The following is a 24,766-nucleotide window of genomic DNA, read 5'->3' on the forward strand; positions in this document are numbered from 1 at the left end:
AAACGCGGACTCGTCCAGACATTGCTGAGAGAGTTCCGGGAGGGGAGACGTATCGGAGGAGAGAGCGTCCGGCCGACAGCGGGGAGCGGGTGTGGACACCGGGTACGAGGCGCCACGGCGCCGGCTTCGGGTGCGCGGGAGCACGGTGACGCCCCCGTGAGCACCCTGACCGAACCCGCGGGCCCCTTCGTGCATCCCGCCCTCTTCTACCGTGACCAGCGGGAGTACCTCGCCGGCGTGGTGCCGTTCGTCCGGAAGGGACTCGCCGCCGGGGAGCCGGTGGCGGTGGCCGTGCCGACCGAGAACCTGCGGCTGCTGAAGCGGGAGATCGGCACCGGGGAGGCCGTACGGTTCCTCGACATGCGGGAGGCCGGGCGCAACCCCGGCCGGATCATCCCCTCGGTGCTGCGGGCCTTCGCCGACACCCAGCCGCCCGGCACCCGGGTGCGGATCGTCGGCGAACCGATCTGGGCCGGCCGCAGCGCCACCGAGTACCCCGCCTGTGTGCAGCACGAGGCGCTGATCAACGCCGCCTTCCAGGGGCGTGCCGTCACCATCCTGTGCCCGTACGACACCCAGCGCCTCGACGCCCAGGTCGTCGCCGACGCCTACGCCACCCACCCCGTGATCGTCGACGCCGGCTCCGGGCGGGAGCGGGAGAGCGGGCCGTACGACTTCGAGGCCGTGCACGCCCGCTACAACGAACCGCTGCCCCCGGCCCCCGACGTCCCGGCCCACGCCTTCGTCGCCGATGTGCTCGGCGAGGTCCGGCACCTCGCCACCGAGGCCGGCGCGCGGTTCGGTCTGGTGCGGCCACGGCTCGACGACCTGGCCCTGGCCACCGCCGAGCTGACCACCAACAGCGTGGTGCACGGCGGCGGTTCGGGTGTGCTGCGGGTGTGGGCCGAGGACGGCCACGTGGTGTGCGAGGTCCGCGACAAGGGGCGGCTGTCCGACCTGCTGGCCGGCCGCCGCCCGCCCTCCCGGGACCAGCGGGGCGGCCGCGGCCTGCTCATGGTCAACCTCGTCGCCGACCTGGTCCGCGTCCACACGTGCCCCGACGGCACCACGATCCGCTGCTGGTTCGCCCTCTGACAGCAGGCGTCCTCGGGCCTGCGCTACGGCGGCTCAGCCGGCCAGCGGGTCGAGGGACAGCGGCTCGATGCGGCCCTCCAGCATGTACCCCAGTCCCTGTACGGCGCAGACGTCGGGCCGCTCGGCGATGTGCACCGGCATCCCGGTGGCGTGCCGCAGCATCTGGTCGAGCCCGGGGAGCAGCGCGGAGCCGCCGACCATCATGATCCCGCGGTCCGCGAGGTCGGCCACCAGGTCCGGCGGGCAGTTGCGCAGCACCCGGCCGATGCCGTCCAGGACAGCGGTCAGCGGGGTCTCGATGGCGTCCCGGACGGCGGCGGTGTCGACCTGTACGGAACGGGCGAGACCGGTGGCGACGTCCCGGCCGTGGATCTCCGTGGAGGCCGGGCCCTGCGGGGTGAGGCCGTTGCCGGACAGGGCCAGCTGGAGCGGCCGTACTGACTGGCTGGGCAGCATCAGCTCGTGCTCGTGGCGCAGGTGCTGGACGATCGCGTGGTCCACGGCCTCGCCGCCGACCGGAATGCGCTCGGCGGTCACGATCGACCCGAGGGAGAGCACGGCGACCTGGGTCGCGGCGGCCCCGCACACCATGATCATGGTGGCCTCGGGCCGCTCGACGGGCAGTCCGCAGCCGACGGCGGCGGCGATCAGGGTGTCGACCAGTTCGACACGGCGGGCGCCGAGGCCGACCAGGGTCTCGATGGCGGCGCGCTGGGCGAGCGGGTCGGCGTCGTGCGGGGTGCAGGCGGCGGCCCGCAGGATGGGCTTGCGGCGCAGCGCGCGGCGGATCTTGTCGCCGAGCAGGTGGCGCAGCATCCGCTGGGCCATCTCGATGTCGACGACGGTGCCGCCGGAGACCGGCCGGACGACCCGGATGTAGTCGGGGGTGCGGCCGGTCATCTTCTCGGCGAACTCACCGACCGCGATCAGCGCGCCGGTACGGGTGTTCACGGCGGCGGCCGACGGCTGGTCGACGACGAGCCCGGCCCCCTTCACGTACACCCGGGTCCTCGCCGCGCCCAGGTCGACGGCGAAGTGGCAGCGGCGCAGCTGCTCCAGACTGGCGGTCATCGCAGGTCCTCCCGAGAGCACAGACCGTGGCCGCGCCGGGTGGCGGGCCTAGTGGCATCGTGCGGGGGCGGGGGAGGAGGCGCCTTTCCTGGGGGGCCGGGTGGGGTGCCGCTGAATGGGGGGTTTTGTCTGTTATGCCCGATATAAATAATCTGTAAGGTTCCTTGACGTGAGGTCAGGGAGCCCTGCGTCCGCGCCGTTTGGTGGTGGCCTGGCGGGCCCGGGCCGCCGACGACGGCTTCTCATCGGGAGTCAGCCGCACCTCGCAGGTCACGGAGAGGCCCGGAACCGGCCACGTGTGCAGCCCTTGACGCAGGGCCTGCTCGGCCGCGGTGGCGCGACGTAGGGGGTAGCGGCGGGTGATCCGCCCGCCCTCCTCCACGAGGTGGGCGAAAAGGCGCTCCTGTACCTCCGGGGCCGCGGCGCGCACGAAGGCGACCGGATCGTCGATGTGCCAGATCAGCGCGGCTGTGGCCGCGAAGGTGCCACCGCCCGAACTGGGCAGGGACAGGTCGCGGACGAGCCGCTGCGAGGTGAGAGCCACCTCGTAGTACGTGATCAGGGGCCACGACGTGCGCTTTCCGAGCGGCCGGCCGGGGTTGAGGAGGGTCAACGAGTCGTCGGGAGGCAGGGTGTGCACGATCGCGCTGCTGCGAGGATCCGCGGTGCGCAGGGAGCGCAGGTCGCGGGTGGTGAAGGGGCCGCGCACGAGGTCTCGGCCGGGCTCGGAAGGCGGGGGTGCGGTTCGCCGTCCCAGCGGGCAGTACCAGGCGTCGGGTGGGTCGCCGAGGGAGAAGCGAGCCGGGTCGGGCCCGGAGGAGTCGCCGGCCAGGCGTCCGTGGAACTCGGGTGAGAGCACGACCAGCACGGTCTCGTCGTCCGGATCGGGAAGACCCCTGACCTCCTCCGGCGGCACCGTGTGCCAGAAGGTCGCGCGGATCGTCGGCGGATTTGCCAACTCCAGTAGTGCGGACGGTAGTTCGTTCAGTACCAGGGACAGCAGTGTGAGAGCGGGACGCGTCGACACCGGGAGGACGAGGGAACAGTCCTCGCGGACGCGTTGCGCAAGGGAGACTGCGGCCGACTCGCCGCCCGCGAGCAGCCGCGTCAATGTCCCGCTGACGGCGTCGCGCGTGGCGCCGGGCGTGCCCTGGGGGTAGCGCACGTCGATGACGACGTGGTCGCCGTCCCCGGCGCCGGCGCGCAACTCCCCGTACAACCGCAACATGGCCGGGCTCGGCTCGCCGTACCGCGTGAACGCCTCGTACGAGGCGACGGCCTCGGAAGCGCGTCCCAGACCCCTGAGGGCGAGCATGTGCAGTTCCCGTAGGGCGGCATGGGACGGGTGGGAGCGCAGGAGGTCGCCGAGATCTGCAGCGGCCCGCTCGAATTGGCCCAGTTCCAGGTCGAGTTCGGCTCCGGCGCGGCGCAGGTCCAGGCGCAGGGCGCGCAGTCGGTTGCGGGTCCTGCGGGCGGCGGGGCCGGGCACTCCCTCGACCGGGTACCCGGTCCACAGAGCGAGGGCGCTGTGCAGAGCGGCGCGCGCGGCCACCCGGTCTCCTGCGTGCCGGTGCTCCACCGAGTCGGCGACGAGGCTCTCGAAGCGGCCGACGTCGACGGCGTCCGGGCCCGTGTACAGGGCGTATCCGCCCGCGGTAGTGGCCAGAAGCCCGGGCCCCAGGGTTTCGCGCAGTCCGGTGGCCTGATCGGCGAGAAGGCGGTCGGCGTTCTGCGGAGCGTTCTCGCCCCACAGTCCCTCGGCCAGTTCGGAGTACGGGACCGGGCGGCCGTGGGCCAGGAGCAGCATGCACAGAAGGGCCTGCTCCTGGGGCGAGCCGACGGGCAGGGCACGGTTTTTCTGGCTGATCCGCAAGGGGCCGAGCAGCCGGTAGCGGTACCGCTCGGCCGCCGCGGCCTCCAGGGCCTGACCGAACGACGGGGTGAGGAAGAGGTCCCTGCCGCGCCGCTGGGCGGCTGGATTCGACGAGGTGAGCGGGGTGACGGCATCGTGGAACAGGGCCCTGAACTCGCTGGGTATGCGGGTGAGGTCCCCGTACGGCCCCCTCGCGAGGTCACTGATCAGGTGCCCGAAGCGACGCAGGTCCCTGGCGGCGTCACGAGGGCGCTCCGTTCCCAGGACGAAATCGGTGATCTTCACGGTGCCGTCCGGACACACCAGCACGGCGTCCGCGGCCGGCCTGCCGTGGGCGAGACCGTGCTCATGCACCGCTCTGAGCCCGAGCGCGACCTGCTGGGCGAGCGGGGCCAGCAGTGCGAAGGGCAGCGCGAAGGCACCGTCGGCGGTGAGTTCCGCCACGCTGAGTCCTTCCGTGAACTCCGTGACCACACACGCGAAGCGGTCGTCGATGCCGTGATCGAGGACGGCGACCACGTTGGGATGCCGCACCGCGCAGAGAGCGCGCGCCTCGTCCATGAGGCGCCTGCCGTCCTCGGACCGCTCGAAGGAGTACGCGTGCAACGCCACCGGTCGGCCGGACCGGGTGTCCTCCGCCTGCCACGCCGCATCGCCGCGGCCCCGGCCCAGCCGCCGCCCGAGCCGGTACCTGCCGAGGATCAGCCGAGCGGAGTCCGACGGGGCGTCGCCGCCCATCCGTCGCACGCTCTCCTCCCGGGCCCGCGCGAAAGGATCGCTCCCGGCCGGACTGTCACCTCCGCCGGGGGCCACCACGGGGAACTCCCCGCGTGCCACACCGGCCCGCCCGTCAATCAACGCACCGGTCCAGCTCAGAAGTTGGGCCGTGCGGTCGTGGGCGGTGCGGGGCAGCGTGCCCAGCAGCACTTCGCGGACACCGGGTCTGAAGGCGTACGAGCCGGGCGGTCCCGGCACGGTGATGAGCAGACCGCTGAGGATGACCTCCGCCAGGTGCTGCGGCTGCGGCCACGGCTCGATCGCGGCCTGCAAGAGACGCATGACGGGCAGCACCGGCTCGCCCACCGCAACGTGTCCCGCGAGACGGAAGGCCTCGGGCGAGGCGAGGGAGCGAAAACGCAGCACCAGCTCCTGGGCCGAGACGTGGGCCTCGTCGGTTCCTCCCTCGTCGTCGACGGACGCGGGAGAAGGCTCGCCGGGCAACAGGGCCACGGAACCCAGGAGTTCCTCCTCGACGACGCCCGACACCAGCCTCGCCCAGGCGGACAGCCAGGGCGCCGATGGCTCCAGGACGGGCACCGGAAGGACGTCGTGGGCGAGGCCGTCGGCCGCGTACGAGTGCACGGTGTACCGCGTGTTGGGAGCCACCCGCCCCGGCGCGGAGATCCGGGCCGTCAGCGCCGGAAGGGCCGTCGTACGCCAAAGACGCTCCGGCAGCGGTTGCAGGACTGCGACCGGCATCCGCGCCGCCCAGCTGCGCAGGGTCCGGTACCAGCGGTCCCCGGCCGCGCCCTCCCGCCACTGCGGCCCCATGCAGTCGCTGACGAGCAGCGTGACCGTGCGGCCCGCCGTGTACGACCGGGATCCGGCTGCCCCCGCCGTGCCGTCGGCGCTCAGCCGGTGCAGCTCCACCATGCGGAACACACCTGACTGCGCCAACGCGGTGTGCAGTTCGTGGATCAGCGGGCGCCACACGGGCATCGTCGGGCCGGTGTCGTGCACGAGGCGGAGAGTGAGCCAGCGTTCGGCCGCCGGGCGCATCACGGGCAGCCACCATGTGCCGAGCCGCGCGATGCGCTGGGCGGTTTCCTCCTCGTCCAGTTCGTGGCCGACCGGCGCGTCGACCCGGCGCTTGACGGGGCGCAGGGCGCGCTGCAGGGCGAGGGGGTGGGTCAGCATCGGGGGGCCGGGGGCCAGCAGCTCCATGCCCTCCCGCACGGGGTCCTTCTTCTTGCCGGGCAGGCGCAGGGGGACGCGGTCGCCGGGGAACTCCGGCACCGCGAAGGCGGCGTGCCGCGGGGATTCGCGGGGCGGTGGCCGTTCCGTGTCCGGCCCGTCGGGGGCGGGCGCGGAGGTGAAGCGCCGGGACGGCCGCGGGGGAGGAGGCCGGAAGTCGTCCGGACCCGCGACGTGCTGGGCCAGCCAGAGGGCCTCGGCCAGTTCCACCGGCGTCGGCCCCGGACCGCCCACCGCCCGGGCGAGCACGTCGGCCAGCCGGTCCGCGCCCGTGAGGCGGCCGTCGTGCGGGAGGCGTCCCGAAGGCCCCTGGCTCCGGTCAGAAGACATCGGAATCGTCCCGGACCCGGCTGTCCTGCATCACGTTGAGATACGGCATCAACCGCTCCGCGAGTTCGTCGCGGGACACCGCGTCCAGCTCGGGGCCCGCCGTGCCGGCCAGGTAGATCGCGTTCAGCAACTGGTCCGTGGCGAGCTCCCCCAGGACCTGCCGTTGCAGGAAGCGGTCGATCAGCTCGGCGGCGTACTCGTCGGGCTCGCCCAGGTGCGCCCGGACGATGCTCTCGAGATGCTCCCTGCTCGGCCGGTGCAGCGTCAGACGGACGCACCGCCTGAGGAACGCGGGCGGGAACTCCTGCTCGCCGTTGCTCGTCAGCACCACGAACGGAAACGCCCGGCAGCGCACCCGGCCCTCGTCCACGCGTACATGGTCGGAGGTGCCGTCGACCATCACCTGGGCAGTCGGGGCGCGCTGCGCCACCCGGACCAGCTCCGGGATCTCGTACTGGCCCTCCTCCAGGACGTTCAGCAGGTCATTGGGCAGATCCAGGTCGCTCTTGTCGAACTCGTCGATCAGCAGGGCGCGCGGGCGTTCGTAGGGCAGGAGGGCGGTGCCGAGCGGGCCGAGCCGCAGATGGTCCTGGACCTCGGTGTCGGACGGGGCTTCCACGGAGGAGGCCCGGCCGGCGGCGTACAGGCGGGAGAGGGGATCGTAGTGATAGAGCCCCTCACGGAGCGTGGTGCGGCTGGTGATGTTCCATCGCAGCACCGGGCCGAGACCGAGCTCGCGCGCCACCGAGTACGGCAGGCTCGACTTGCCGCTGCCCGGCGGGCCCGTCACCAGCAGCGGGCGGCGCAGGTACAGGGCGGCATTGACCAGCTGGACCGCCTCGTCCGTGGCCAGATAGGTGCGGGCGCGATGCCGGCGATCGGGCGAAGCGGCCGCGCTGTCACCGCCGTCGACGGGCGTGGGCAGCGCCGGGCCGCCGTCGAAGGCGCGCCAGGGCGGCGCTGGGGGCAGCAACTCGATGCCGTCGTGCGGCTCGCTCGTACCGGTGTACACGGGCCACAGGGACATGCGTGCTCCTCAGGGACGCGAGGGGTCGGCGACCGGTGTGTGCCGGTAGCCGACGGGATCGGGCAGGCACCGGGGGTCCTCCCACAGCAGCGCGAGGTCGTACGCCCAGTGCGGCTCCGTCTCCTGGGAGGTGTACGCCTTCTCGCGCAACAGGCGTACATGATGGGGGAGTTCCCCCGGGGGAAGGTCCGAGAGGTGCTCGGCGAGGCGGTCCAGGAAGGTCGCGCCCCGGCAGTCCTCGTGCGAGTCGCGGCCTTGACAGCCGGAGTGCGGCCACACCAGCACCGGCACCGCGGCGTTCAGGGTCGCCCTGAAGAGGCCGACGGCGCCCGCTCCGCGCGGGGGAACGCCGAAGCCCACCACGTCCGCGTCGCCACGCAGTTCGATGGTCAGCTTCACCTCCTCCTGCGGATCCTGCCCGGTCGACTCGCAGCCGACGCGCTGCATCCGGGCGGCCGCACGCGTGTCGAGACGCCGCCAGTTCTGGGTGAGATGCCGCTGCAGCACACCGCTGCGTCGCCGTTCCAGATCGAGCACGACGACCGGAGCGATCGCGCCGAGCGGGCTCGCGTCGTCGTCGCTCCGCGGCCATCGCGCCACCCCCGTGTTCAGCCAGCGGCGCGGCAGCACGAAGGCGATCAGCTCCCGGGCGTCCTGGTCCAGCAGACGGTAGGCGTCGTCGATGCGCTCCAGTGCGTAGCCGCGCACCCGCTCGGCGGGGAGGGTGCGGGAGCCCACCATCCGGCGGTACTGCCCGTCGTACACGGACACCTCTACCATGAAGCGGCCCTCGCCCGAACCGCTCTGCGAGATCTCGACGAGAATCGGCGACCAAGGGGGAGTGGTCCCGGCGGGGCGCACCGGCGCCGACGGGTTCGGGCGCGCGTACGACTGGTGTGACCAGGAGCGCAGAGCTCCGCGCAGCGAGACATCCTCGGCGAAGTCCGCGAGCCGCTCGGTGAAGTTGACGAGGGCCGACGGCTGGGGCACCTCGAAGAGCAGGCAGCACACCGCGTCCCACAGTGAGCGGATGGCGTAGGTGGGGTCGGGGCCGTTCGAGCCCACGGACGTGCGGTAGAGCCGCTCGGGGTGACATTCCAGGCGGTCTCGCTCTTCCTGGACGGACAGCGCGGTCACCGACTCCCGCAGCCGCGTCTTCTCCTCCCGCGTGAAACCCGGAGTCGGGATGAGCTCGGCGAGCGGCGGCCAGTAGCGGGCCAGCACTTGGACGGGCAGCATCCGGCCGTTGCGGATGGCCGGGTCGCGGGCCGCCTCGGTGACCATGCCCACGACCTGCCCGGTCTCGGCGAGGGTCAGGGCCGCACCGCTGAAGCCGCGTACCAGCGGCTGGCCGTGCGCGGCCCAGGCCTCGACCTGGATCCAGTCTCCGGCGATCAACTGATCGTAGGTGGCGCGGTATTCGGCGAAGGTCCCGTCGTCGTGGGCCTTGGGGAAGCCGTAGGCCACGAGTCTGTGCGGGGGATGCCCGAAGGCGTCCGTCGAAGCGGCGAACTGCGCGGGCTTCAGCCGGACTTTGCGGTCGAGTTCCAGTACGGCCACATCGCCGGTGTCGGTCGTACGGCCGTCCCAGCCTCCGTGGGCGACCACCCGGGCGCCGACGGACTCCGCGCCGCGGTGTGCGAACGTCACCCGGATGGGGTCCGCCTGGCTGCGCGCGACGACGTGCGCGCAGGTCATCACATGGCGTTCGGTGACCAGGAAGCCGGTACCGGTGGTGGGGCCGCAGACGATCCTGGCGTGCCAGGCCGCGCTCCTCATGGCGCCGGGGTGGTCTCCACGGGGCCGGCACTGCGCCCCGGAGACCAGGAGAGCTTGACCACGAGATGTCCCTCGACGGCGCTCTTCGCGATCAGGGCGCCCGCCTCCGCGCTGAGTTTCACCCCGAACTCGATCTCCACGGAGTCGGGTTGAAGCGAGACGTCCCGGAACACGCGCAGCGCCGACTCGGCCGCCGAGCGCACCCCGTCCAGCGCCTCCTCGAAGGTGCGGGTCGCCCGGACGGTGCCGTCGTCGCGTGCGACGAGGCGTGAACCCGACTCCTCCTCCGCGCCCTCGACGGCGATGACCGCACCGTCGGCGGTCGTGAACTCGACCACACCTTCCATGGCGCCCCCGTTCGTGTGACCCTTCGCTCCGTCATTGTCACGGACGGTACTTGCACTTGTCCCGGTTTCCGGCTCGGCTTTGAGGGTTCATGTCCGAGTCTGCTCGGGGGGTGCGGTCACCCCGAGTTCCCTCAGGTCCTGCGGCCTGATCCGCAGCTGGTCCGCCGTCGCCTCCGCCTCGCGTGGTGGGCGTTTGAGGATCGCCGCCGCCGACTCCGGCGCGATGACGGAGAAGTAGCTGTCCGGGGTGGCGTACGTGTTCCCGGGGGCCGCGAGGGCGAGGGCCCCGCCGGAGCCGCCCTCGCCGATCAGGAGGGTGGTGACCGGGGTCCGGGCGGCGGCCAGTGTGAGGAACAGGTCGGCGATCGCCGCGCCCGCGCCCTGCCGCTCGGCCTCGGCGTCGTTGGCGGCGCCCGGGGTGTCCACGAGCGTGAGCACCGGGATGCCCAGGCGGTCCGCGAGGCGGATCAGGCGGGAGGCGGTGCGGTAGCCGGCCGGGAGGGTGGCCGTGCCGGTCTGTGCGGCGTACGCGACCGTACGGCCGTCCCGCTCCCCGAAGCCGCAGAGCATGCCGGGGTCGGTGCCGCCGCAGCGGTCGCCGGAGACGGCCACCCGGTGGGTGAAGTAGGCGTCCAGGTAGGCCGTGGCACGCGGCCGCTCGGGCGCACGGGCGCGCCGGACCGCCTCCCAGCCGGTGGCGGGGAGCCCGGTGGCGCCGAGGGGGGCGGGCACCGGGGCGGGTTCGTCCGACGCGGACGTCAGCAGCCGCAGCCACCGCCCCAGTGCCCGGCGCAGCTCCTCCTCCGGTACGACCGCGTCGGCCGCCCCCGCCGCCACCTGGGCCTCCGCCGTGTACGCCGAGGGGTCCGCGTCCGGCGGCCGGACCCGGGACCCCGCGAAGCCGACCTGGGCGCCGGGGAGGGCGAGGATCACGTCCGCGCCCGCGCCGAGGGTGGCCCAGCCGCCGCCCGTGGTGGGGTCGCGCAGCACCGCGATCTGGGGCAGACCGGCCTCGCGGGTCAGCGCCGACTGCCGGGCCACGCGCTGGAGTTGGGTCAGCGCGAGCATGCCCTCCTGCATCCGGCTGCCGCCGGTGGCCACCAACGGGACGACGGGCAGCCGGTGTTCACGGGCGTAGGCGTACGCGGCCTCCAGGCGGTCGCCGGTGCGTTCGCCCAGGGAGCCGCCGAGGAAGCCGAACTCGAAGGCGATCAGGACGGCCCGGACGCCCTCGACGTGCGCGGTGCCGCAGACCACCGACTCCTCCTCGCCGGTGCGCTCGGCGGCCCGGGCGCGCGAGGCGTCGTAGCCCTGCCAGGCGAGCGGGCCGTCGGGCCTCGACTGCCGTTCGGGGTACGGGATTTCGGCGAAGTCGTCGGCGACCAGGGCGAGGACCTCGCGGGCGGACCTGCGCTCAGGCATGCAGGGCCCGCTTCATGATCTTCCCCATGTCGTTGCGCGGGAGCCCGGTGAGGTGGTGGAGGACCCGGGGCCGCTTGTGCGGGGCGAGGCGGCGGGCCACGTGGTCCGCCAACTCCTCCAGGGTCGGGGGTGATTGGGGGTCCGCCGGGACGATCCACGCCACGATCCGCTCGCCGAGATCGGGGTCCGGCTCCCCGGTCACGGCCGCCTCCCGCACCCCCGGGTGCTCCAGGAGCGCGTTCTCGATCTCGCCCGCCCCGATCTTGTACCCGCCGCTCTTGATCAGGTCGGTGGCCTTGCGGCCGACGATCCGGACGTAGCCGTCGGTGTCGCGGACCGCCATGTCGCCGGTACGGAACCAGCCGTCCGCCGTGAACGCCTGCGCCGTCGCGTCCGGCCGGTTCAGGTACTCCGTGAACAGGTTCGGGCCGCGCACCTGGATCTCGCCGACCGTCTCGCCGTCGTACGACGTGATCGGCGTTCCGTCCTCCTCCACCAGCCGCAGCTCCACGCCCGGCAGCGGGACGCCCACGGTCCCGGCGCGGGGCTCGCCGTCCGCGCGCACGCTGGTGTTCATGAGGGTCTCGGTCATGCCGTAGCGCTCGATGACCCGGCGGCCGGTTGCGGCCGCGATGCGCTCGTGGTCGTGGACCGGGAGCGCGGCCGAGCCGGAGACCAGCAGCCGGGCGTGGGCCAGCGCCTTCGTCAACTCCGGGTCCCCCGCCAGGGTTTCGGCGATCCGGTGGTACATCGTCGGGACGCCGAAGAGCATGGTCGCGCCGTCGTTCAGCTCGCGGGCCACGCCGTCCGTGCTGAAGCGGCCGAGGTGGCGGACCGAGCCGCCGCGCCGGAGCGGGCCGAGGATGCCCAGCACCAGGCCGTGGACGTGGAAGAGCGGCAGGCCGTGCACGAGGACGTCGTCCGCCGTCCACCGCCAGGCGTCCGCGAGGGCGTCCAGGGTGGTGGCGACGGCCCGGCGGGGGATGACGGCACCCTTCGGCGGCCCGGTGGTGCCGGAGGTGTAGACGACGAGGGCGGGGTCGCCGTCCCGGGCGCTGCTCACGGGAGCGGTGCCAGTGCCGGTGCTGTGCGCATCGATGTCGACGCGCTCCAAGTGCCGTACGGAAGAAGGCAGTTCCGCACCCGGCGCGGCGAGCAGCAGGCCCGGCGCGCTGTCGTTCAGGATGTGCCCGAGCTCCTTCTCCCCGGACTTCGGGTTGAGCGGCACCGCGGCGACACCGGCCTCCAGCGCCGCCACCACGGCCACCGCGGTCTCCAGTTCCGGGGTCGCCCAGACGGCCACCCGGTCGTACCGCGCGAGCCGGCCGGCCAGCGCGTCGGCCGCGGCGGCGAGGCGCGCGTAGGTCAGCGCGCGGTCACCGAACCGCAGGGCGGGACGGTCCGCCGCGGTGCCCCTGAGGGCCGGGAAGAGGGAGGTCACGCTGCACCACTCCTAAGCCGTGTCGTCACCTGTCGGTCCTACCCGATCACGGACCCGGTCATCACCGCCCCGCGGCCGCCAGTACCGCCTCCACCACCCGCGGCACCGACCCCGGATGCAGGAACAGGAAGAGGTTCGGCTCGACCAGCTCCAGTTCCATCACCCGCGGCAACCCGTCCTCCCCGTCGACGAGGTCCACGCGCGCGTACAGCAGCTCCGGCGCCCCCGGTACGGCGGCCAGGGCCTGCTCGGCGACGACGACCTCGGCCGGCGTCGGGGCCCAGGGTTCGAGGCCCGGGTGGGCGACCTTGTCCGCGTCGAAGGCGGTGTCGGGGGCGAGGACGGCCCGCTTGCGGCTGGCGTGCAGGAGCCGGCCCCCGAAGAACTGGAGAGCCCGTTCACCGCCCGCGTCGATGCCCCGCATGTACGGCTGGACCATCGCCGTGAGCCCCTCGGCGTGCATGCGCTCCAGCTGCCGTACGGCATCCTCGTGCCGCTCGGGCGTGTACCGGGCGGCGTAGCGCGCACCCGCCCCGGACGTGGGCTTGACGACGTACTCGTGGTCGGTCGGCAGCACGACCGGGTCACCGGGCGCGAGATAGCCGGTCGGCACCACCGGCACCCCCGCCCGGTCCAGCTCCCCGAGGTAGCGCTTGTCGGTGTTCCAGCGCACGACCTCCGCCGGGTTGGCGAGCCGGGTCGCCTTGCCGCAGCGCTCCGCCCACGCCGTGAACTCGGCCGCCCGCCAGCTGTAGTCCCAGGTGGAGCGGATGACGGCCAGGTCGTAGCCGGCCCAGTCGACGGCGTCGTCGTCCCAGCACACGGCCTCCGCGTCCGCCCCGGCCTCGCGCAGCGCGGCCACCAGCACGGGCAGGTCGGCGTCCTTGTGGGGCTCCGGTCGGGGGTCGTAGGTGACGAGGGCGACTCGGGGCACAGCGGGTTCCTTTCCCAGGGGGCTCGTCCGGCAGGCTAGTCGCCGGATGGGAACCCGCGGCAACCCCTTTACCTTCCCCCTCGGTGAACCCCCACCATCGGGACCGAGGAACGGAGGAGACCGTATGGAGTGGCTGACGATCGGTGCCTTCGCGCGGGCGTCGCGCCTGTCGCCGAAGGCACTGCGGCTCTACGACGAGCTGGAGCTGCTGCGTCCGGCACGCGTCGACCCGGCGACGGGCTACCGCTACTACCGCCCGGCCCAGCTGGGACAGGCCCGCCTGGTGGCGTGGCTGCGCCGCCTCGGCATGCCGCTGGCCCGCATCCGCACGGTGTGCGCCCTGCCGCCCGCGGCGGCCGCCGGCGAGATCCGGGCGTACTGGGCCGAGGTGGAGGCGGCGACGGCCGTACGGCGGGATCTCGCCGCGTTCCTCGTCGACGAGCTGACGGCTCCGCCGAGGAAGGACACCACCATGCTCGAACTGCGCTACTCCGCCCACTCGGACCGAGGGCGGGTCCGCGCCGCCAACCAGGACACGGCCTACGCGGGAGCCCGGCTCCTCGCGGTCGCCGACGGCTACGGACCGGCCGGCGCGCCCGCCAGCAGCGCTGCCGTGGCGGCCCTGCGGTTCCTGGACAGCGCGGAGCTGCCGGCCGGCGACGTGCTCAACGTCCTGGAAGAGGCCGTGCACGGGGCGACCGAGGCGGTACGGGAGGCCGGCGACGGCACCGACGAGAACGGCACCACCCTGACCGCTCTGCTGTGGACGGGCTCCCGCCTCGCCCTGGTGCACATCGGCGACAGCCGCGCCTACCTCCTGCGCGACGGGGCGCTCTTCCGCATCACCCACGACCACACGGTGGTGCAGTCGCTGATCGACGAGGGCCGGCTGACCGCCGAGGAGGCCGTCACCCACCCCCGGCGGGCGCTGCTCCTGAAGGCGCTCACGACCGGGGCGCCCGACCTGAGGCTGCACGACGCGGAACCCGGCGACCGCTACCTGCTGTGCTCCGACGGCCTCTCCACGGTCGTCCCCGACGCCGCCGTGCGCGACCTGCTCACGGCCGCCCCCGACCCCGAGGCGGCCGTGCACGCCCTGGTCGACACCGCGAACGCGGCCGGCGGCCCGGACAACGTGAGCTGTGTGGTGGCGGACCTGGTGGCGACGGCGGCCTGACGACTGGCAGCATCACGGCCATGTCGCTCTCCGGAACGGACGCGTACGACCGGGAGACCGGGCTCCCGCCGCTCGTCGAGCGTGCCCTCGCCGCAGCCCGCGCGCACGGCTTCCCGTACTCCTGCCGCCCGGAACAGGGCCGCCTGCTGCACGCCCTGGCGGGCGGGGCCCGGGAGCGGATCGGGGAGACGGGCACCGGCTGCGGGGTCGGGCTCGCGTGGCTGGCCTCGGGAGCCCGGGACGGCGTACGGCTGACCAGCGTCGAGCGGGACCCGCACCGGGCGCGGGTGGCCGCCGAGGTCTTCGCCGGCCGGCCCGGCGTGCGGGTCCTGCACGGAGACTGGACCCGCGTGGAGTCCGACGGCCCCTACGACCTCCTGGTCCTCGACGGCGGCGGCACCGGCAAGACCCCCGACGACACCCCGGCCGACCCGGCGCGGCTCCTCGTCCCCGGCGGCCGGATCGTCGTCGACGACTTCACCCCGGCGACCGACTGGCCGCCCCGGCACGGGGAGTCCGTGGACCGGCCCCGGCTGTACTGGCTGGAGCACCCGGCCCTGGACACGGTCGAGATACCCCTGGCCCGGGACCTGGCCACGCTGGTGGGGACTCGGCGGCGGAGCGGGTCAGCGCGGGGTCCATCTCTGGAGCAGGCCCCAGGTGAACTCGGCGACCACCTCCCGCCGGACCCCCTCCTCGTCCGGGGCGGTGAATGACAGTCCCCAGCGGGTCGGGGCCGTGCCCTCCAAGGGGCGGGCGGGGGCGAAGGCGCGGGCCGCCTCGTCGACCGTGCAGGACCACGGGGTGAGGTCGGCGAGGGTGCGCAGGGCGGGCCCCGCGGCGCCCGGCGCCCGGATCAGCCACTCGTTCCAGACGGCGCCGGTCGGGGCCAGCAGGACCTCGAAGCGCAGGTCCGGCCAGAGCGGGACGGGCCACAGCCAGGCCTCGCACTCCAGGTCGCCCACCGCGCGGGTGAGAACGGTCTCGGGGGTGCCGAGAACCGAGCGGTAGCGGGAGGCGGCGGCGCGGGCCCGCGGCGAGCGGACCATCGCCTGCCAGCGCCGGTTGGCCTCCCGCATGTCCGCGATCGACACGCCCAGGGCGCGCCGGGCGTCCTCCACCGGGCCGGGGTTGTGGTCGGCCATGCGGCGCAGCAGGACCAGCTGGAAGTCATGGACGGTGAAGGGACCGGCCGGGGGCTTTCCGGAGGGCATGGTCCCCATCCTCCCCGACGGCACTGACACCGGGCCGGCGGCCGTCCGGGAGGAAGAGCACCGAGTTGACGTACCGCGGCCGGTGCAGGAAGGGCAGCACCCGGCGCAACAGCCCCTGGGAGACGACGTAGGAGGCCCGCGCCTGGTGCGCCTCCAGGGGGAAGCCGGACAGCGGGACCCAGGTGGCACGGGGCAGCACCCAGCCGTCGTAGCCGAGCAGCGAGAGGTACGTGATCACCGGGGCGATCGGCTGGATCCGGGACTCCAGCTCGACGAAGAGCGCGGGCCGGTCGCGCGAGAGGATGCCGGTCGCGCCGCGCAGCACCGCCAGCTCGCTCCCGTCCACGTCGATCTTGATGAACCCGACGTCCTTCAGGGCCAGTTCGTCCAGCGTGACGCAGCGGACGTTCAGCGCCCGGCCGTGGATGTCCCGCCGGACCAGCGAGGACACCCCGCGGTCGCCTTCGTCGCCGGGCGGCAGCCACAGCCGGGCGATGCCCGGACTGTCCGAGGCGGCGGCCTGTACGACCCGCACGTTCGGCGGGGCCGCCGCGGTCAGCAGCCGGGCCAGACGGGGCACCGGCTCGACGGTCACCACCCGCCGCGCCCGCCCGGCCAGCCTTCGCGTCCACGGCCCGTACCAGCCGCCCACGTCCACGGCCGTCCCGCAGCCCGCCGGGCACAGCTCGGCCAGCCGGGCGAGCTCCGGCTCGAACCGCGGGTACACGGCCCGCGCGGCCGCCGCGACGAGACGGGTGGGCAGCAGGGGGGCCACTCTCGCCGCCCAGGTGCGGGCAGGTCCGGTCATGAAGTCATCCCTGGGGTCTCGGGGGAGGCGCCGGCACAGCGCTTCAGCAGGTCCTCGTGCTCGTCGTCCGACACCTGTTCACCTGAGGCCGGCAGCAGCTGCGGGATGCCGTCGACGATCGGGTAGCGGCGCCGCAGTCGCGGGTTGTAGAGGGCCTCGTCCGGCGGTACGAGGTGCAGCGGGCCCTTGTCGAGCGGGCAGGCCAGGATCTGGAGCAGCGGGTCGTCGGGGTTCATGGGGGTGTCAACTCCTTGGCGCCGATGGGGGGTTGAGGAGCCGGATCGTGCTTGGGCATGGCCAGCAGTACGGCGACGGCGAGCACCGTGCCGGCGAGCCGCAGCGCGAGCCGCAACGGGTCGTGGGGCAGGGACTCGCCGAACGAGAGCGTGCCGAACACCGCCGTGTACAGACAGGTCACCGTCGTGCACACCGGCACGATCAGCGAGGCCCGGCAGCGCTGCAGCGCCGCCTGCGACATCACCAGGCCGAACGCCCCGGTGAACAACAGGAGATACGGATACGGGGAGCCCAACAACTCAACCACCGCGCTGCCCAGGCCACTTGACGTGAGATAGCTCGACACCCCCTTGATCGCCAGTGAGCTGACCCCGTACAGCAGGCCCACCGCCACGCCGTACTCGACACCGGTCGTCGGCATCCGGTGGCGGTGCCGGGTACGCCGCTCGGCGGACCCGTACAGCCACACGCCCGCCGCCAGCGACGGCACGCACACCAGCAGGATCAGCTGGTAGGGGGCGTCCCGGCTGACCCGGTCCGAGCCCTCCTTCAGGGACAGCACGACCATGAGCAGCGCGAGCAGGATGGCGCCCAGCGCGTACCGCTCCCGCCCGGACGTCTCCTCGCCCAGCAGCCGCGCGGACAGCAGCACCAGCAGCACCAGACCGGAGACGAAGATGCCCTGCGCGGCCGCGATCGGCAGCGTCCGGTACACCGCGAGCTGCGCCCCGAACCCGGCCGCCAGCGACAGCGACCCGCCGATCCACAGCGGACTGCGCAGCACCAGCCCCAGCAGCTTCGCCGGTTGCCGGATCGTCACCTCCGGCAGGGAGCTCAACGCCCGCTTCTCCAGCACGAATCCGACGCTGTACAGGGTGTTCGCCAACAGGGCCGCCGCCACTCCCCACCACATGGTCCACGCCCCCTAGGTCTTGCGCGCGTGCAGCAGCAGGATCGACGCGAGCGACGGTCTGGCACACGCCAGCCGGTCCAGTGCCCGCAGCGGACGCGGCACCCCGTGGAAAGGGGCCCCTTCCAGTCGTACGACCTCGAAGCCGGCCGCCGCCACGAACTCCCGGAGCGCACGCGCCGTGTACAGCCGCAGATGCCCCACCACCTCCCGACCCGGCCGGCCGTGGACGGCCCGCAGACTCACCTCCGAGAACACCGGCTGGACCCCGGCGAGGAGCAGCCCGCGGTTGTACCAGGCGGCCAGGTTCGGGGTGGACAGCATGAGATGACCTCCGGGACGCAGGATGCGGCGGATCTCGTCCAGCGCCGAGTCCGGGTCGACGAGGTGCTCGACGACCTCGCTGAACAGCACGGCGTCCACGGAGCCGTCCCTGAACGGCAGCCCGGCGCCGGTCAGTTCGCCCCGGACGGCGTACGGCAGCCGGGCGCGGGCCCGCTTGAGGGCGTCCTGGGACCAGTCGACGCCGACGATCCGGTGACCGGTGAGGAGCGGGGCGGCGGTGGCGGCGGCGGTGCCGTCGCCGCAGCCGATGTCGAGGACGGTGCACGATTTTTTTTCGGGGGCCCTGAGAGCCCGGACCAGCATGCGGGCCTGGCGCAGGGAGCGGGGGGTGCCGGAGGCGACCGGGACGGCGGGGTCCTCGTAGAAGTCCCTGAGGCCGCCGCGGCGCGGGGGCGCGGTGGTGTTCACGGGGCGACCTCCGTGGGGGGCGCGGTGGTGTTCACGGGGCGACCTCCGTGGTGTGCAGGTAGTGCTCGAACAGGTCCCGCAGGTGGGCGCCGTCGCCGTGGCTGAGCAGGGCCCGTGACCAGCGCAGCGCGAGGTGCAGCCGGCCCGCGGTCGAGGCCGTCGTGACCGTGAGGCCGCGGGGCATCCTGGCGGGCGCCGAGAACCACACGGCGTGCGCGCGGCCGGCCTCCTCGCCGAAGTCCAGGGGGTACGGGACGCGGCCGATGTTGCTGAGCAGGGTGGTGGAGGTCCAGGGGGCGGCGGCCTTGCGGAGACCTCTGGTGAGTGCGGCACGCCAGGTCACGGGGGTGATGGGGGCGGTGAGAAGGCCCGCGCCGTGGCCCAGTTGGGGGCGGCTGAGGGATTTCAGGGCGCGGGTCCGCTGCGCGGTGCGGCGCAGGAGGTCGGGCATGTCCTCGGGCTTGCGCGTCAACTCCGCCGGCGCGAAAGGGACTTCTACGAGTCTGGTGCCGTTTCCTATCGGCATCGTCATGTCCCTCGGGCGGTCGTCCACGGGCATGGTGATGCGGAGGGGGCGGGGGGTCTCGCCGTGTTCTCTGTTCCAGTGGGCGATCGTCAGGGCCGTGGTGACCATGAGCTGGTCGTTGACCGTGTAGGGGGAGCCCTTGGGGCGGTGGGGGAGGGGGAGTTCGGTGACGAGGAGGCCGTTGCCGGGGGAGTTCTCGGGTGTTCCGTGCGCTACGCGGGCGGGGCGGGTCCAGTTCGAGGGGGTGTCGGTTTTTTGAGGGGGGTCCGGGGGGCGGGTGGGGGCTGGGGAGGGGGAGTTGTCCTTGCCGCCGTAGATTTCCGCTGCCGTGGCGAGGATGCGGAGGCAGGCGGGGCCGTCCAGGGCTGTGTGGTTGATGGTGAGGAACAGGACGGTCGTTTGTCGGGCGCGGGCCGGTGGGGGTTTGTCGCGCAGTTCCCCGCGCCCCCAAACAGGTGGGTGCGGGCCGACTATGTCCATTGCCTCGCTGCCTTCCGCCCGGCCTGCGCCCTCCACGACCTCCAGCCGGATCGGTGGGGACAGTGACAGAGGGGGTGCCTCGATCAGCGCCCGTGTCCTCGCGTCCCGCAGTGCGTTCCGCCCCGGAGCCGGAAAAGTCACCACCTCCACATCCGGCCCCGCCGTCAGCTCCCACTCATAGCGGCGCCGGTACCAGCCCCCCGGGGCCTCCCGCATCAGGATCCGGGGGTGGCGGTGCAGGGCCTCCACGAACGCCTTTCGCAGCCGGGACTGGTCCAGCCGTCCCGGCAGATGCACCTCGATGTGGACCGTCTCCGGTTCCTCCTCCTGGAGGCAGTGGCGGGAGACCTCGTCCACCACCGGGAACGGGATCCGTGCGGGAGGCGTCATGCCGGTTCGCCCCTTTCCTTCTCCACCTGAACCGGCGGGAGTTGCTGCGTGGGTGCCTCGGACTCGGGTGGTGTCTCCGGCTCGCGCACGCTCACCAGTGCCGCGAACAGGCCGATCAGCGCCAGCAGTTGGGCCGCGTGACCGAAGGCTCCCGCCGCCGCGCCCACCGGCTCGCCCGCCCCGGTGGCCGCCGCGATCCCGGCCCCCGCCAGGGACACCAGGGCGATCGGCACCAGCCAGGTGTGACGTCGGGAGGCGAGCAGGGCCAGCGCCGGGACCAGCAGGGCGAACCAGCCGGCGATGACCACGCCGACCAGCGTCAGCGCCACCGCCCCGAGCCACACCCCGGGCGCCGGGGGCACCGGCTGCGGTTCGTCGGGGTTCGGGGAGCGCCTGCGCCACAGCACCAGGCCCACCAGGACTGCCAGTGCGACCCCGCTGCCGATCAGCGCGCCGTCGTACGTCGTCGCGGGCTCGTAGGACAGTTTCACCGTGCCGCCCGCGCCCGCGGGGATCCGCCAGCCCTGCTGCCAGCCGTCCAGCCGGACCGGCGACAGCGTCTTGCCGTTCAGGGTGGCCTTCCAGCCGTCGTTGTGGTTCTCGTACGTCGTCAGGTACGAGGCCGCTCCCGCACCGACCGTGACCGCGCGCTTGTCGCCGAGCCAGTCCTGGATGCGCAGCTCACGGCTGAGCGCGGTGGGTTCGGCGACCGTGCCACGGGTCAGGGTGAGGTCGGTGAGGGCGAGCGGTCCGGCGTCGCCGGCCTCGACCACGTGCTCGCCCGAGGCGAGGGACAACTCGGCGTCGGACCGCCCGCTCTGACAGAGCGTCACCATCAGCGGGCGTCGGTCGGTCAGGTCGCGGATCCGGCCCGACACGCCGGTCTGGTACAGCTTGCCGTCGACCGCCACCACCGGGCCCTGTCCGCACGGCAGCGAGAACGTCCGGGATGCCTTGGGCTGCGGGGTCCGGTACTGGTCGAGGGCCGGGAGGTACGCCTCCGTCAGGCCCACCGGGAGTTGGAGGTCCTCGTCGGCGACCGGGTTGTGCAGGGTCAGCGGGGCCGTCCTGGTGATCGTGATGTCGAGGCGGTCGGTGGTGATCGCCGGGAAGCGCACCGCGCCGTTCTCGTCGACCCCGGCGACCGTCGCGCCGTCCGGCGAGGTGATGTCCACCTCGGTGGGCCGGGTGGACAGGCCGCCCGCGGGTGCCAGCACGATCTCGGAGATGGGCTGCTTCCCGTTCCAGCTCAGGTGGATGGTGGGGCGGTCGCCCGCGATCCAGGCCGTCGTGAGGTCGCCGTCGGTGAGGTTGCGGGCGGACAGGCCGGTGCCGAGGCCGGCCGTGGAGTCGGCGGTCGCGGTGATGCGGTTGCGCTGGTCCGGGGCGACCTCGTACAGCAGCTTGTCGAGTGCCTCCCCGCTCACCGGCACCGCGCTCGCCTTCACGGCGTACGTCCCCGACGTCTCGGTGGTGAACCGGCGGTGCAGGCCCGCCTCGGTGCCGGTCGGGGAGATCCCGGCCGGGTCGGGCACCCGGTGCAGGGAGAAGGTCTCGGCGGCCGCGTCGGAGGAGTCCGCGTCGGTCGGCAGCCGCAGCAGCCGGGTCACCTGGACGTCCGGCAGGTCGATCTCCGAGAAACCGGCCCCGGCGAGCCCGGTCCGCCGCGCCACCGAGTCCGTGATCGTCAGCTTCATCCAACCCGTCGTCCCGGGCGGCGACTTGATGCTCTGCGTCGAGCCGTCGGCGCGCAGGAAGCTGGTCCGTGACCCGTTCTCCGTCTCCACCCGCACCTTGGTCGCCGCCGACCGCACGCTCTCCTGCGGCAGCGGGGTGACCTTGAACGAGGAGGGCATGTCGTACGCCGGATCGGAGAAGGCGATGCGCAGCCACTGCCCGTCCGGGGAGCCCGCGACGCCCTCCGCCCACGCGGTGTCCGGGTTGCCGTCGAAGGCGTTGGCCGGGTCGAACTGCGGGAGGTGGAACAGCCAGTTGCCGTACGACGACGCCGTCACCGAGCGGGCGCCGCGCAGTTCGGCGACGGTCTGGTGGTCGAGGCCCTTCGTCGGCAGGATCTGGTGCGGTTTCTCCCCGGCGTCCTGGGCGGCCCCGGAGGCGTTCCGCTCGTCCTCGGTGTACGTGTACGACGTGTTCGCGTTGACCAGCCCGAAGCGGGTGTCGGCGCGCCGCAGCCCGTCACCCACGATCTGGAGCGACGGGGTGCCCAGCCCGGGGTGGTTGTCGCCGGTCAGCACCGTGGCCCGGCCGCGCAGTTCGGTCGCCAGCGGCAGCAGTGACTCGGGGCCCCCGGACACCTGGGCCGTGTCGGCGACCGGCAGCAGCCCGGCCTGTCCGGGACGGGGCACGTCCTCGCTCGCCGGCCGGTAGATCTCCACCGCCCGCTGCCTCGGGTACAGCCCCTCGACCTGGAGCGGGGTGTCGGGCGCGATCCGCCCGCCCGTCATGAGCGGCCCGAGACCCGTCACCCGCTCGTAGCCGGACTGTTCGAGGGCCCGCTTGACGACCGAGGACGACACGGTGCCGATCTGGTCGGGGTCGAGGTCGTTGCGGACGACGACGTAGTACACCCCGGCCCGGCTCAAGTAGTCGGCGAGGCCCGGTATCTCGCCGCCTGTCATCAGCGCCTGCTCGACCGCGTCGGTGGCCCGCCGGTTGCCGGGGGTGCCGAAGGGGACGTAGTCGCGTTGCGCCCAGCGGGACTCGGCGAGGACGTCGAGCGGCTGGTCGATGGGCGAGCCCCAGGTGTAGATGCCGTGCGCGGTCGCGGGGACCACGAGGGCGCGCGAGTCGGGGGAGTACTTCTCCAGCCAGTCGGCCGTGGAGTGCCAGTACTTCGGCAGCTCCTGGAAGGAGCCGGGGTTCAGGATCGAGCCGTTGAGATACGGCCACAGCAGTCCGGGCAGGATCAGGACGGCCGCCACGAGCGGCGCGTACCGGCGGCCCCTGATCTCTCTCGCCCCGCGCGTCTCGGCGGCCGTCCCCACCAGATGGGCGATGCCCAGTACCAGGGCGAGGGCCAGGCCCGGCTGGAACTTGTAGATGTTGCGGAAGGGGGCGAGACCGCCGTTCAGCCAGTCCTGCACCAGCCCGTGGAAGGGGGCGCCGAACGCGCCGCCGTACCCCGCGAGCAGCACCAGGACCGCGCTCAGCACGGTCAGCACCAGCCAGCGCCGCTCCGGCATGTCCCGCCGGGCCAGGCCCGCGAGGCCGAGCCCGGCGGCGAACGCCGAGCACAGGATCACGATCACCGAGGAGGCCACGGTCCAGCCGGCCGGCAGCCACGCCTCCACCAGGTGCAGATAGGCGACCCAGTTCCCGGCGCCGCGCAGTGCCTCCGTCGCCGACATCGTCTCGGTCGTGGTCCGCGCGCTCTCGACGTACGGCAGGAAGTTCTCGCCGTAGAAGCCGAGCAGCAGCAGCGGGATCACCCACCAGGCGGTCGCCAGGATCACGCCCGGCACCCACCAGGCGATCAGCTTGCGCTGCCGTGGCCCGGGCGGTCGGGACAGCAGGTACAGCCCGACCGGCAGCAGACAGGCGAGGGTGGAGGCCGCGTTCACACCGCCCATGAAGGGGATGACCAGCGCCGAGCGCAGGGCGGCGATCCGGGCGCTGTAGCGCTCGTTCGTCAGCGGCAGCAGCACCCACGGCAGGAAGGCGCCGGGCAGCGCGGCGGCGGAGGTGGAGCCGACGACGATCGTGAAGACGGGCCACAGCGCGTAGGCGACGGCGGCGAGCAGCCGGGAGGCGCCGTTGCCGACGCGCAGCCGTTCGGCCAGCCTGAGCGCGCCCCAGAACGCGACCGACACCACCAGCGACAGCCACAGCCGTTCCACCAGCCACACCGGCAACTGAAGGGCGTGGCCCAGCCAGTAGAACGGCAGCATCGGCCACAGGTAGCCGACGTACTGGTCCTGGATCCCGCCGAAGGACCCCTGGTCGTGCCACAACTGCCCGAGATCGGCGAGGAACCGCCCGGGGTCGGTGGTGACGCCGAGCTTGGTGTCGAAGGTCTGCCGCCCCGGGTGCACCACCAGGAACAGCACGAACACCACGGCCCAGAACCCGAGCAGCCAGCGCCGCGACCGCGGGCCCTCCGGCGGCCCCGACATGATCGCGGTGCTGGGGGCGGCTGCCGGAGGAGGGGCCTGGACCGTGGACGTCGTCATGGTGGACACCGCCGGAGGATGAGGAGGAGGTTCCAGGTGGCGACCTCGCGGATGCCGGGAGCCCGGACGACGGTCTCCGCGAGGAAGGGCCAGTAGCGGGAGCGCGCCGAGACGACCGTGACGTCGTCCCGGGCACGCACCTGCCGCAGGGTCGGGCCGATGTGCACGGCGAACAGGTTCTCGCCGAGGGTGTGCTTGGCGGCCTTTCCGGTACGCCGCCGATAGCGGGCCCGCGCCCGCTCGGCACCCAGGTAGTGCCAGGGTGCCCACTCGTGACCGCCCCACGGGGACAGCCAGTTGGTGAACGACACGTAGATCAGCCCACCGGGCCGGGTGACCCGGATCAGCTCACTGAGGAAGGTCTGCGGATCGGCCACGTGCTCCAGCACGTTGGAGGAGAAGGTGACGTCGGCGACGGCGTCGCGCAGGGGCAGCAGATAACCATCTGCGATCACGGCGGAGTCGGGCGGTTTGTCTCCCAGTTCGCGTGGATCGGGTTCGAAGAGATATGCGTGCGCTCCTCGACGCCGGAACTCCTCGGTGAAGTACCCGCCGCCACCGCCGACGTCCACGACGGTACGACCGGCGACGGGCCCGTCGTAGGCCTCGACCTGGTCGACGGCGTCACGGGCGAGCAGTGAGTAACAGGCGTCGGGATCATCCTGTTCGTGCCGAAAGGCCTGGAGGAGACTGAGGGATCGTCGAAACGAGGGGTCCTTGAACTCGTAGGGGCGCGGGGCAGTATTGAATATGCGGCTACCGCCGCGTGCGCGCGACCAGCCACGACG

Annotated in this window: 19 protein-coding genes; 3 read left to right on the top strand and 16 right to left on the bottom strand. The window is 73.2% G+C overall.

The annotated features are described in order from the left end of the window. Positions 1-165: 165 nt before the first annotated feature. Entirely contained in the window at positions 166-1,095 is a 930-nt protein-coding gene (locus OHN19_RS29920) for an anti-sigma factor RsbA family regulatory protein (protein ID WP_391193507.1), read from the top strand. A 33-nt stretch (positions 1,096-1,128) separates the two neighbouring features. Here the strand turns inward: OHN19_RS29920 and OHN19_RS29925 are convergent, their stop codons facing one another. From OHN19_RS29925 to OHN19_RS29960, 8 genes are all read right to left on the bottom strand, one after another. Continuing rightward, a complete protein-coding gene (locus OHN19_RS29925) occupies positions 1,129-2,166 on the bottom strand; it encodes a rod shape-determining protein (RefSeq protein ID WP_330267168.1) in 1,038 nt (345 codons plus the stop codon). 175 nt (positions 2,167-2,341) lie between these two features. After that, positions 2,342-6,343, bottom strand: a complete 4,002-nt coding sequence (locus OHN19_RS29930) for an SAV_2336 N-terminal domain-related protein (RefSeq protein ID WP_330267169.1) — start codon at positions 6,341-6,343, stop codon at positions 2,342-2,344. Continuing rightward, entirely contained in the window at positions 6,333-7,370 is a 1,038-nt protein-coding gene (locus OHN19_RS29935) for a MoxR family ATPase (RefSeq protein ID WP_330267170.1), read from the bottom strand. The genes OHN19_RS29930 and OHN19_RS29935 overlap by 11 nt, the downstream gene beginning before the upstream one ends. Positions 7,371-7,379: 9 nt before the next feature. Then, a complete protein-coding gene (locus tag OHN19_RS29940; RefSeq protein WP_330267171.1) occupies positions 7,380-9,149 on the bottom strand; it encodes a trypsin-like peptidase domain-containing protein in 1,770 nt (589 codons plus the stop codon). Further along, positions 9,146-9,496 carry a CU044_2847 family protein gene (locus OHN19_RS29945; protein ID WP_330267172.1) on the bottom strand — a complete coding sequence of 117 codons (351 nt, stop codon included), beginning with the start codon at positions 9,494-9,496 and terminating at the stop codon, positions 9,146-9,148. The genes OHN19_RS29940 and OHN19_RS29945 overlap by 4 nt, the downstream gene beginning before the upstream one ends. An 87-nt stretch (positions 9,497-9,583) precedes the next feature. Further along, on the bottom strand, positions 9,584-10,918 hold the full coding sequence (locus OHN19_RS29950) for a carboxyl transferase domain-containing protein (RefSeq protein WP_330267173.1): 1,335 nt from the start codon (positions 10,916-10,918) through the stop codon (positions 9,584-9,586). Then, positions 10,911-12,359, bottom strand: coding sequence for an acyl-CoA synthetase (locus tag OHN19_RS29955; RefSeq protein ID WP_330267174.1), 1,449 nt, complete (start codon positions 12,357-12,359; stop codon positions 10,911-10,913). The genes OHN19_RS29950 and OHN19_RS29955 overlap by 8 nt, the downstream gene beginning before the upstream one ends. 61 nt (positions 12,360-12,420) lie before the next feature. Beyond that, positions 12,421-13,293 carry a hypothetical protein gene (locus OHN19_RS29960; protein WP_330267175.1) on the bottom strand — a complete coding sequence of 291 codons (873 nt, stop codon included), beginning with the start codon at positions 13,291-13,293 and terminating at the stop codon, positions 12,421-12,423. 124 nt (positions 13,294-13,417) lie between these two features. Between OHN19_RS29960 and OHN19_RS29965 the strand changes: the two genes are divergently transcribed. Both OHN19_RS29965 and OHN19_RS29970 read left to right on the top strand, forming a co-directional pair. After that, positions 13,418-14,470, top strand: a complete 1,053-nt coding sequence (locus OHN19_RS29965; protein WP_330267176.1) for a MerR family transcriptional regulator — start codon at positions 13,418-13,420, stop codon at positions 14,468-14,470. Between the two features lie 20 nt (positions 14,471-14,490). After that, complete coding sequence (locus OHN19_RS29970) at positions 14,491-15,186, top strand: O-methyltransferase (RefSeq protein WP_330267177.1); 696 nt, start codon at positions 14,491-14,493, stop codon at positions 15,184-15,186. Here OHN19_RS29970 and OHN19_RS29975 read toward each other — a convergent pair. From OHN19_RS29975 to OHN19_RS30010, 8 genes are read right to left on the bottom strand one after another with little or no spacing between them, the layout of a single operon-like run. After that, positions 15,097-15,693 (bottom strand): hypothetical protein, encoded by a 597-nt coding sequence (locus tag OHN19_RS29975; protein ID WP_419249544.1) that lies wholly within the window; start codon positions 15,691-15,693, stop codon positions 15,097-15,099. The genes OHN19_RS29970 and OHN19_RS29975 overlap by 90 nt on opposite strands. Then, positions 15,641-16,492 carry an FkbM family methyltransferase gene (locus tag OHN19_RS29980; RefSeq protein ID WP_330267179.1) on the bottom strand — a complete coding sequence of 284 codons (852 nt, stop codon included), beginning with the start codon at positions 16,490-16,492 and terminating at the stop codon, positions 15,641-15,643. The genes OHN19_RS29975 and OHN19_RS29980 overlap by 53 nt, the downstream gene beginning before the upstream one ends. Continuing rightward, positions 16,489-16,728: a Trm112 family protein gene (locus OHN19_RS29985; protein ID WP_381301944.1), complete on the bottom strand. Its 240-nt coding sequence runs from the start codon at positions 16,726-16,728 to the stop codon at positions 16,489-16,491. The genes OHN19_RS29980 and OHN19_RS29985 overlap by 4 nt, the downstream gene beginning before the upstream one ends. After that, entirely contained in the window at positions 16,725-17,630 is a 906-nt protein-coding gene (locus OHN19_RS29990; protein WP_330269742.1) for a hypothetical protein, read from the bottom strand. Before OHN19_RS29990 ends, OHN19_RS29985 begins: the two co-directional genes overlap by 4 nt. Positions 17,631-17,654: 24 nt before the next feature. Next, on the bottom strand, positions 17,655-18,392 hold the full coding sequence (locus tag OHN19_RS29995; protein ID WP_330267180.1) for a class I SAM-dependent methyltransferase: 738 nt from the start codon (positions 18,390-18,392) through the stop codon (positions 17,655-17,657). A gap of 31 nt (positions 18,393-18,423) precedes the next feature. Then, positions 18,424-19,788, bottom strand: coding sequence for a condensation protein (locus tag OHN19_RS30000; protein WP_330267181.1), 1,365 nt, complete (start codon positions 19,786-19,788; stop codon positions 18,424-18,426). Then, positions 19,785-23,978, bottom strand: coding sequence for an alpha-(1->3)-arabinofuranosyltransferase (locus OHN19_RS30005; protein WP_330269743.1), 4,194 nt, complete (start codon positions 23,976-23,978; stop codon positions 19,785-19,787). The genes OHN19_RS30000 and OHN19_RS30005 overlap by 4 nt, the downstream gene beginning before the upstream one ends. After that, the gene (locus OHN19_RS30010) at positions 23,975-24,730 is read right to left on the bottom strand and encodes a class I SAM-dependent methyltransferase (RefSeq protein WP_330269744.1); all 756 of its coding nucleotides are present in this window, start codon (positions 24,728-24,730) and stop codon (positions 23,975-23,977) included. Before OHN19_RS30010 ends, OHN19_RS30005 begins: the two co-directional genes overlap by 4 nt. Positions 24,731-24,766: the final 36 nt, after the last annotated feature.

Origin of the sequence: Streptomyces griseorubiginosus (assembly GCF_036345115.1) — a bacterium.
Lineage (GTDB): Bacteria > Actinomycetota > Actinomycetes > Streptomycetales > Streptomycetaceae > Streptomyces > Streptomyces griseorubiginosus_C.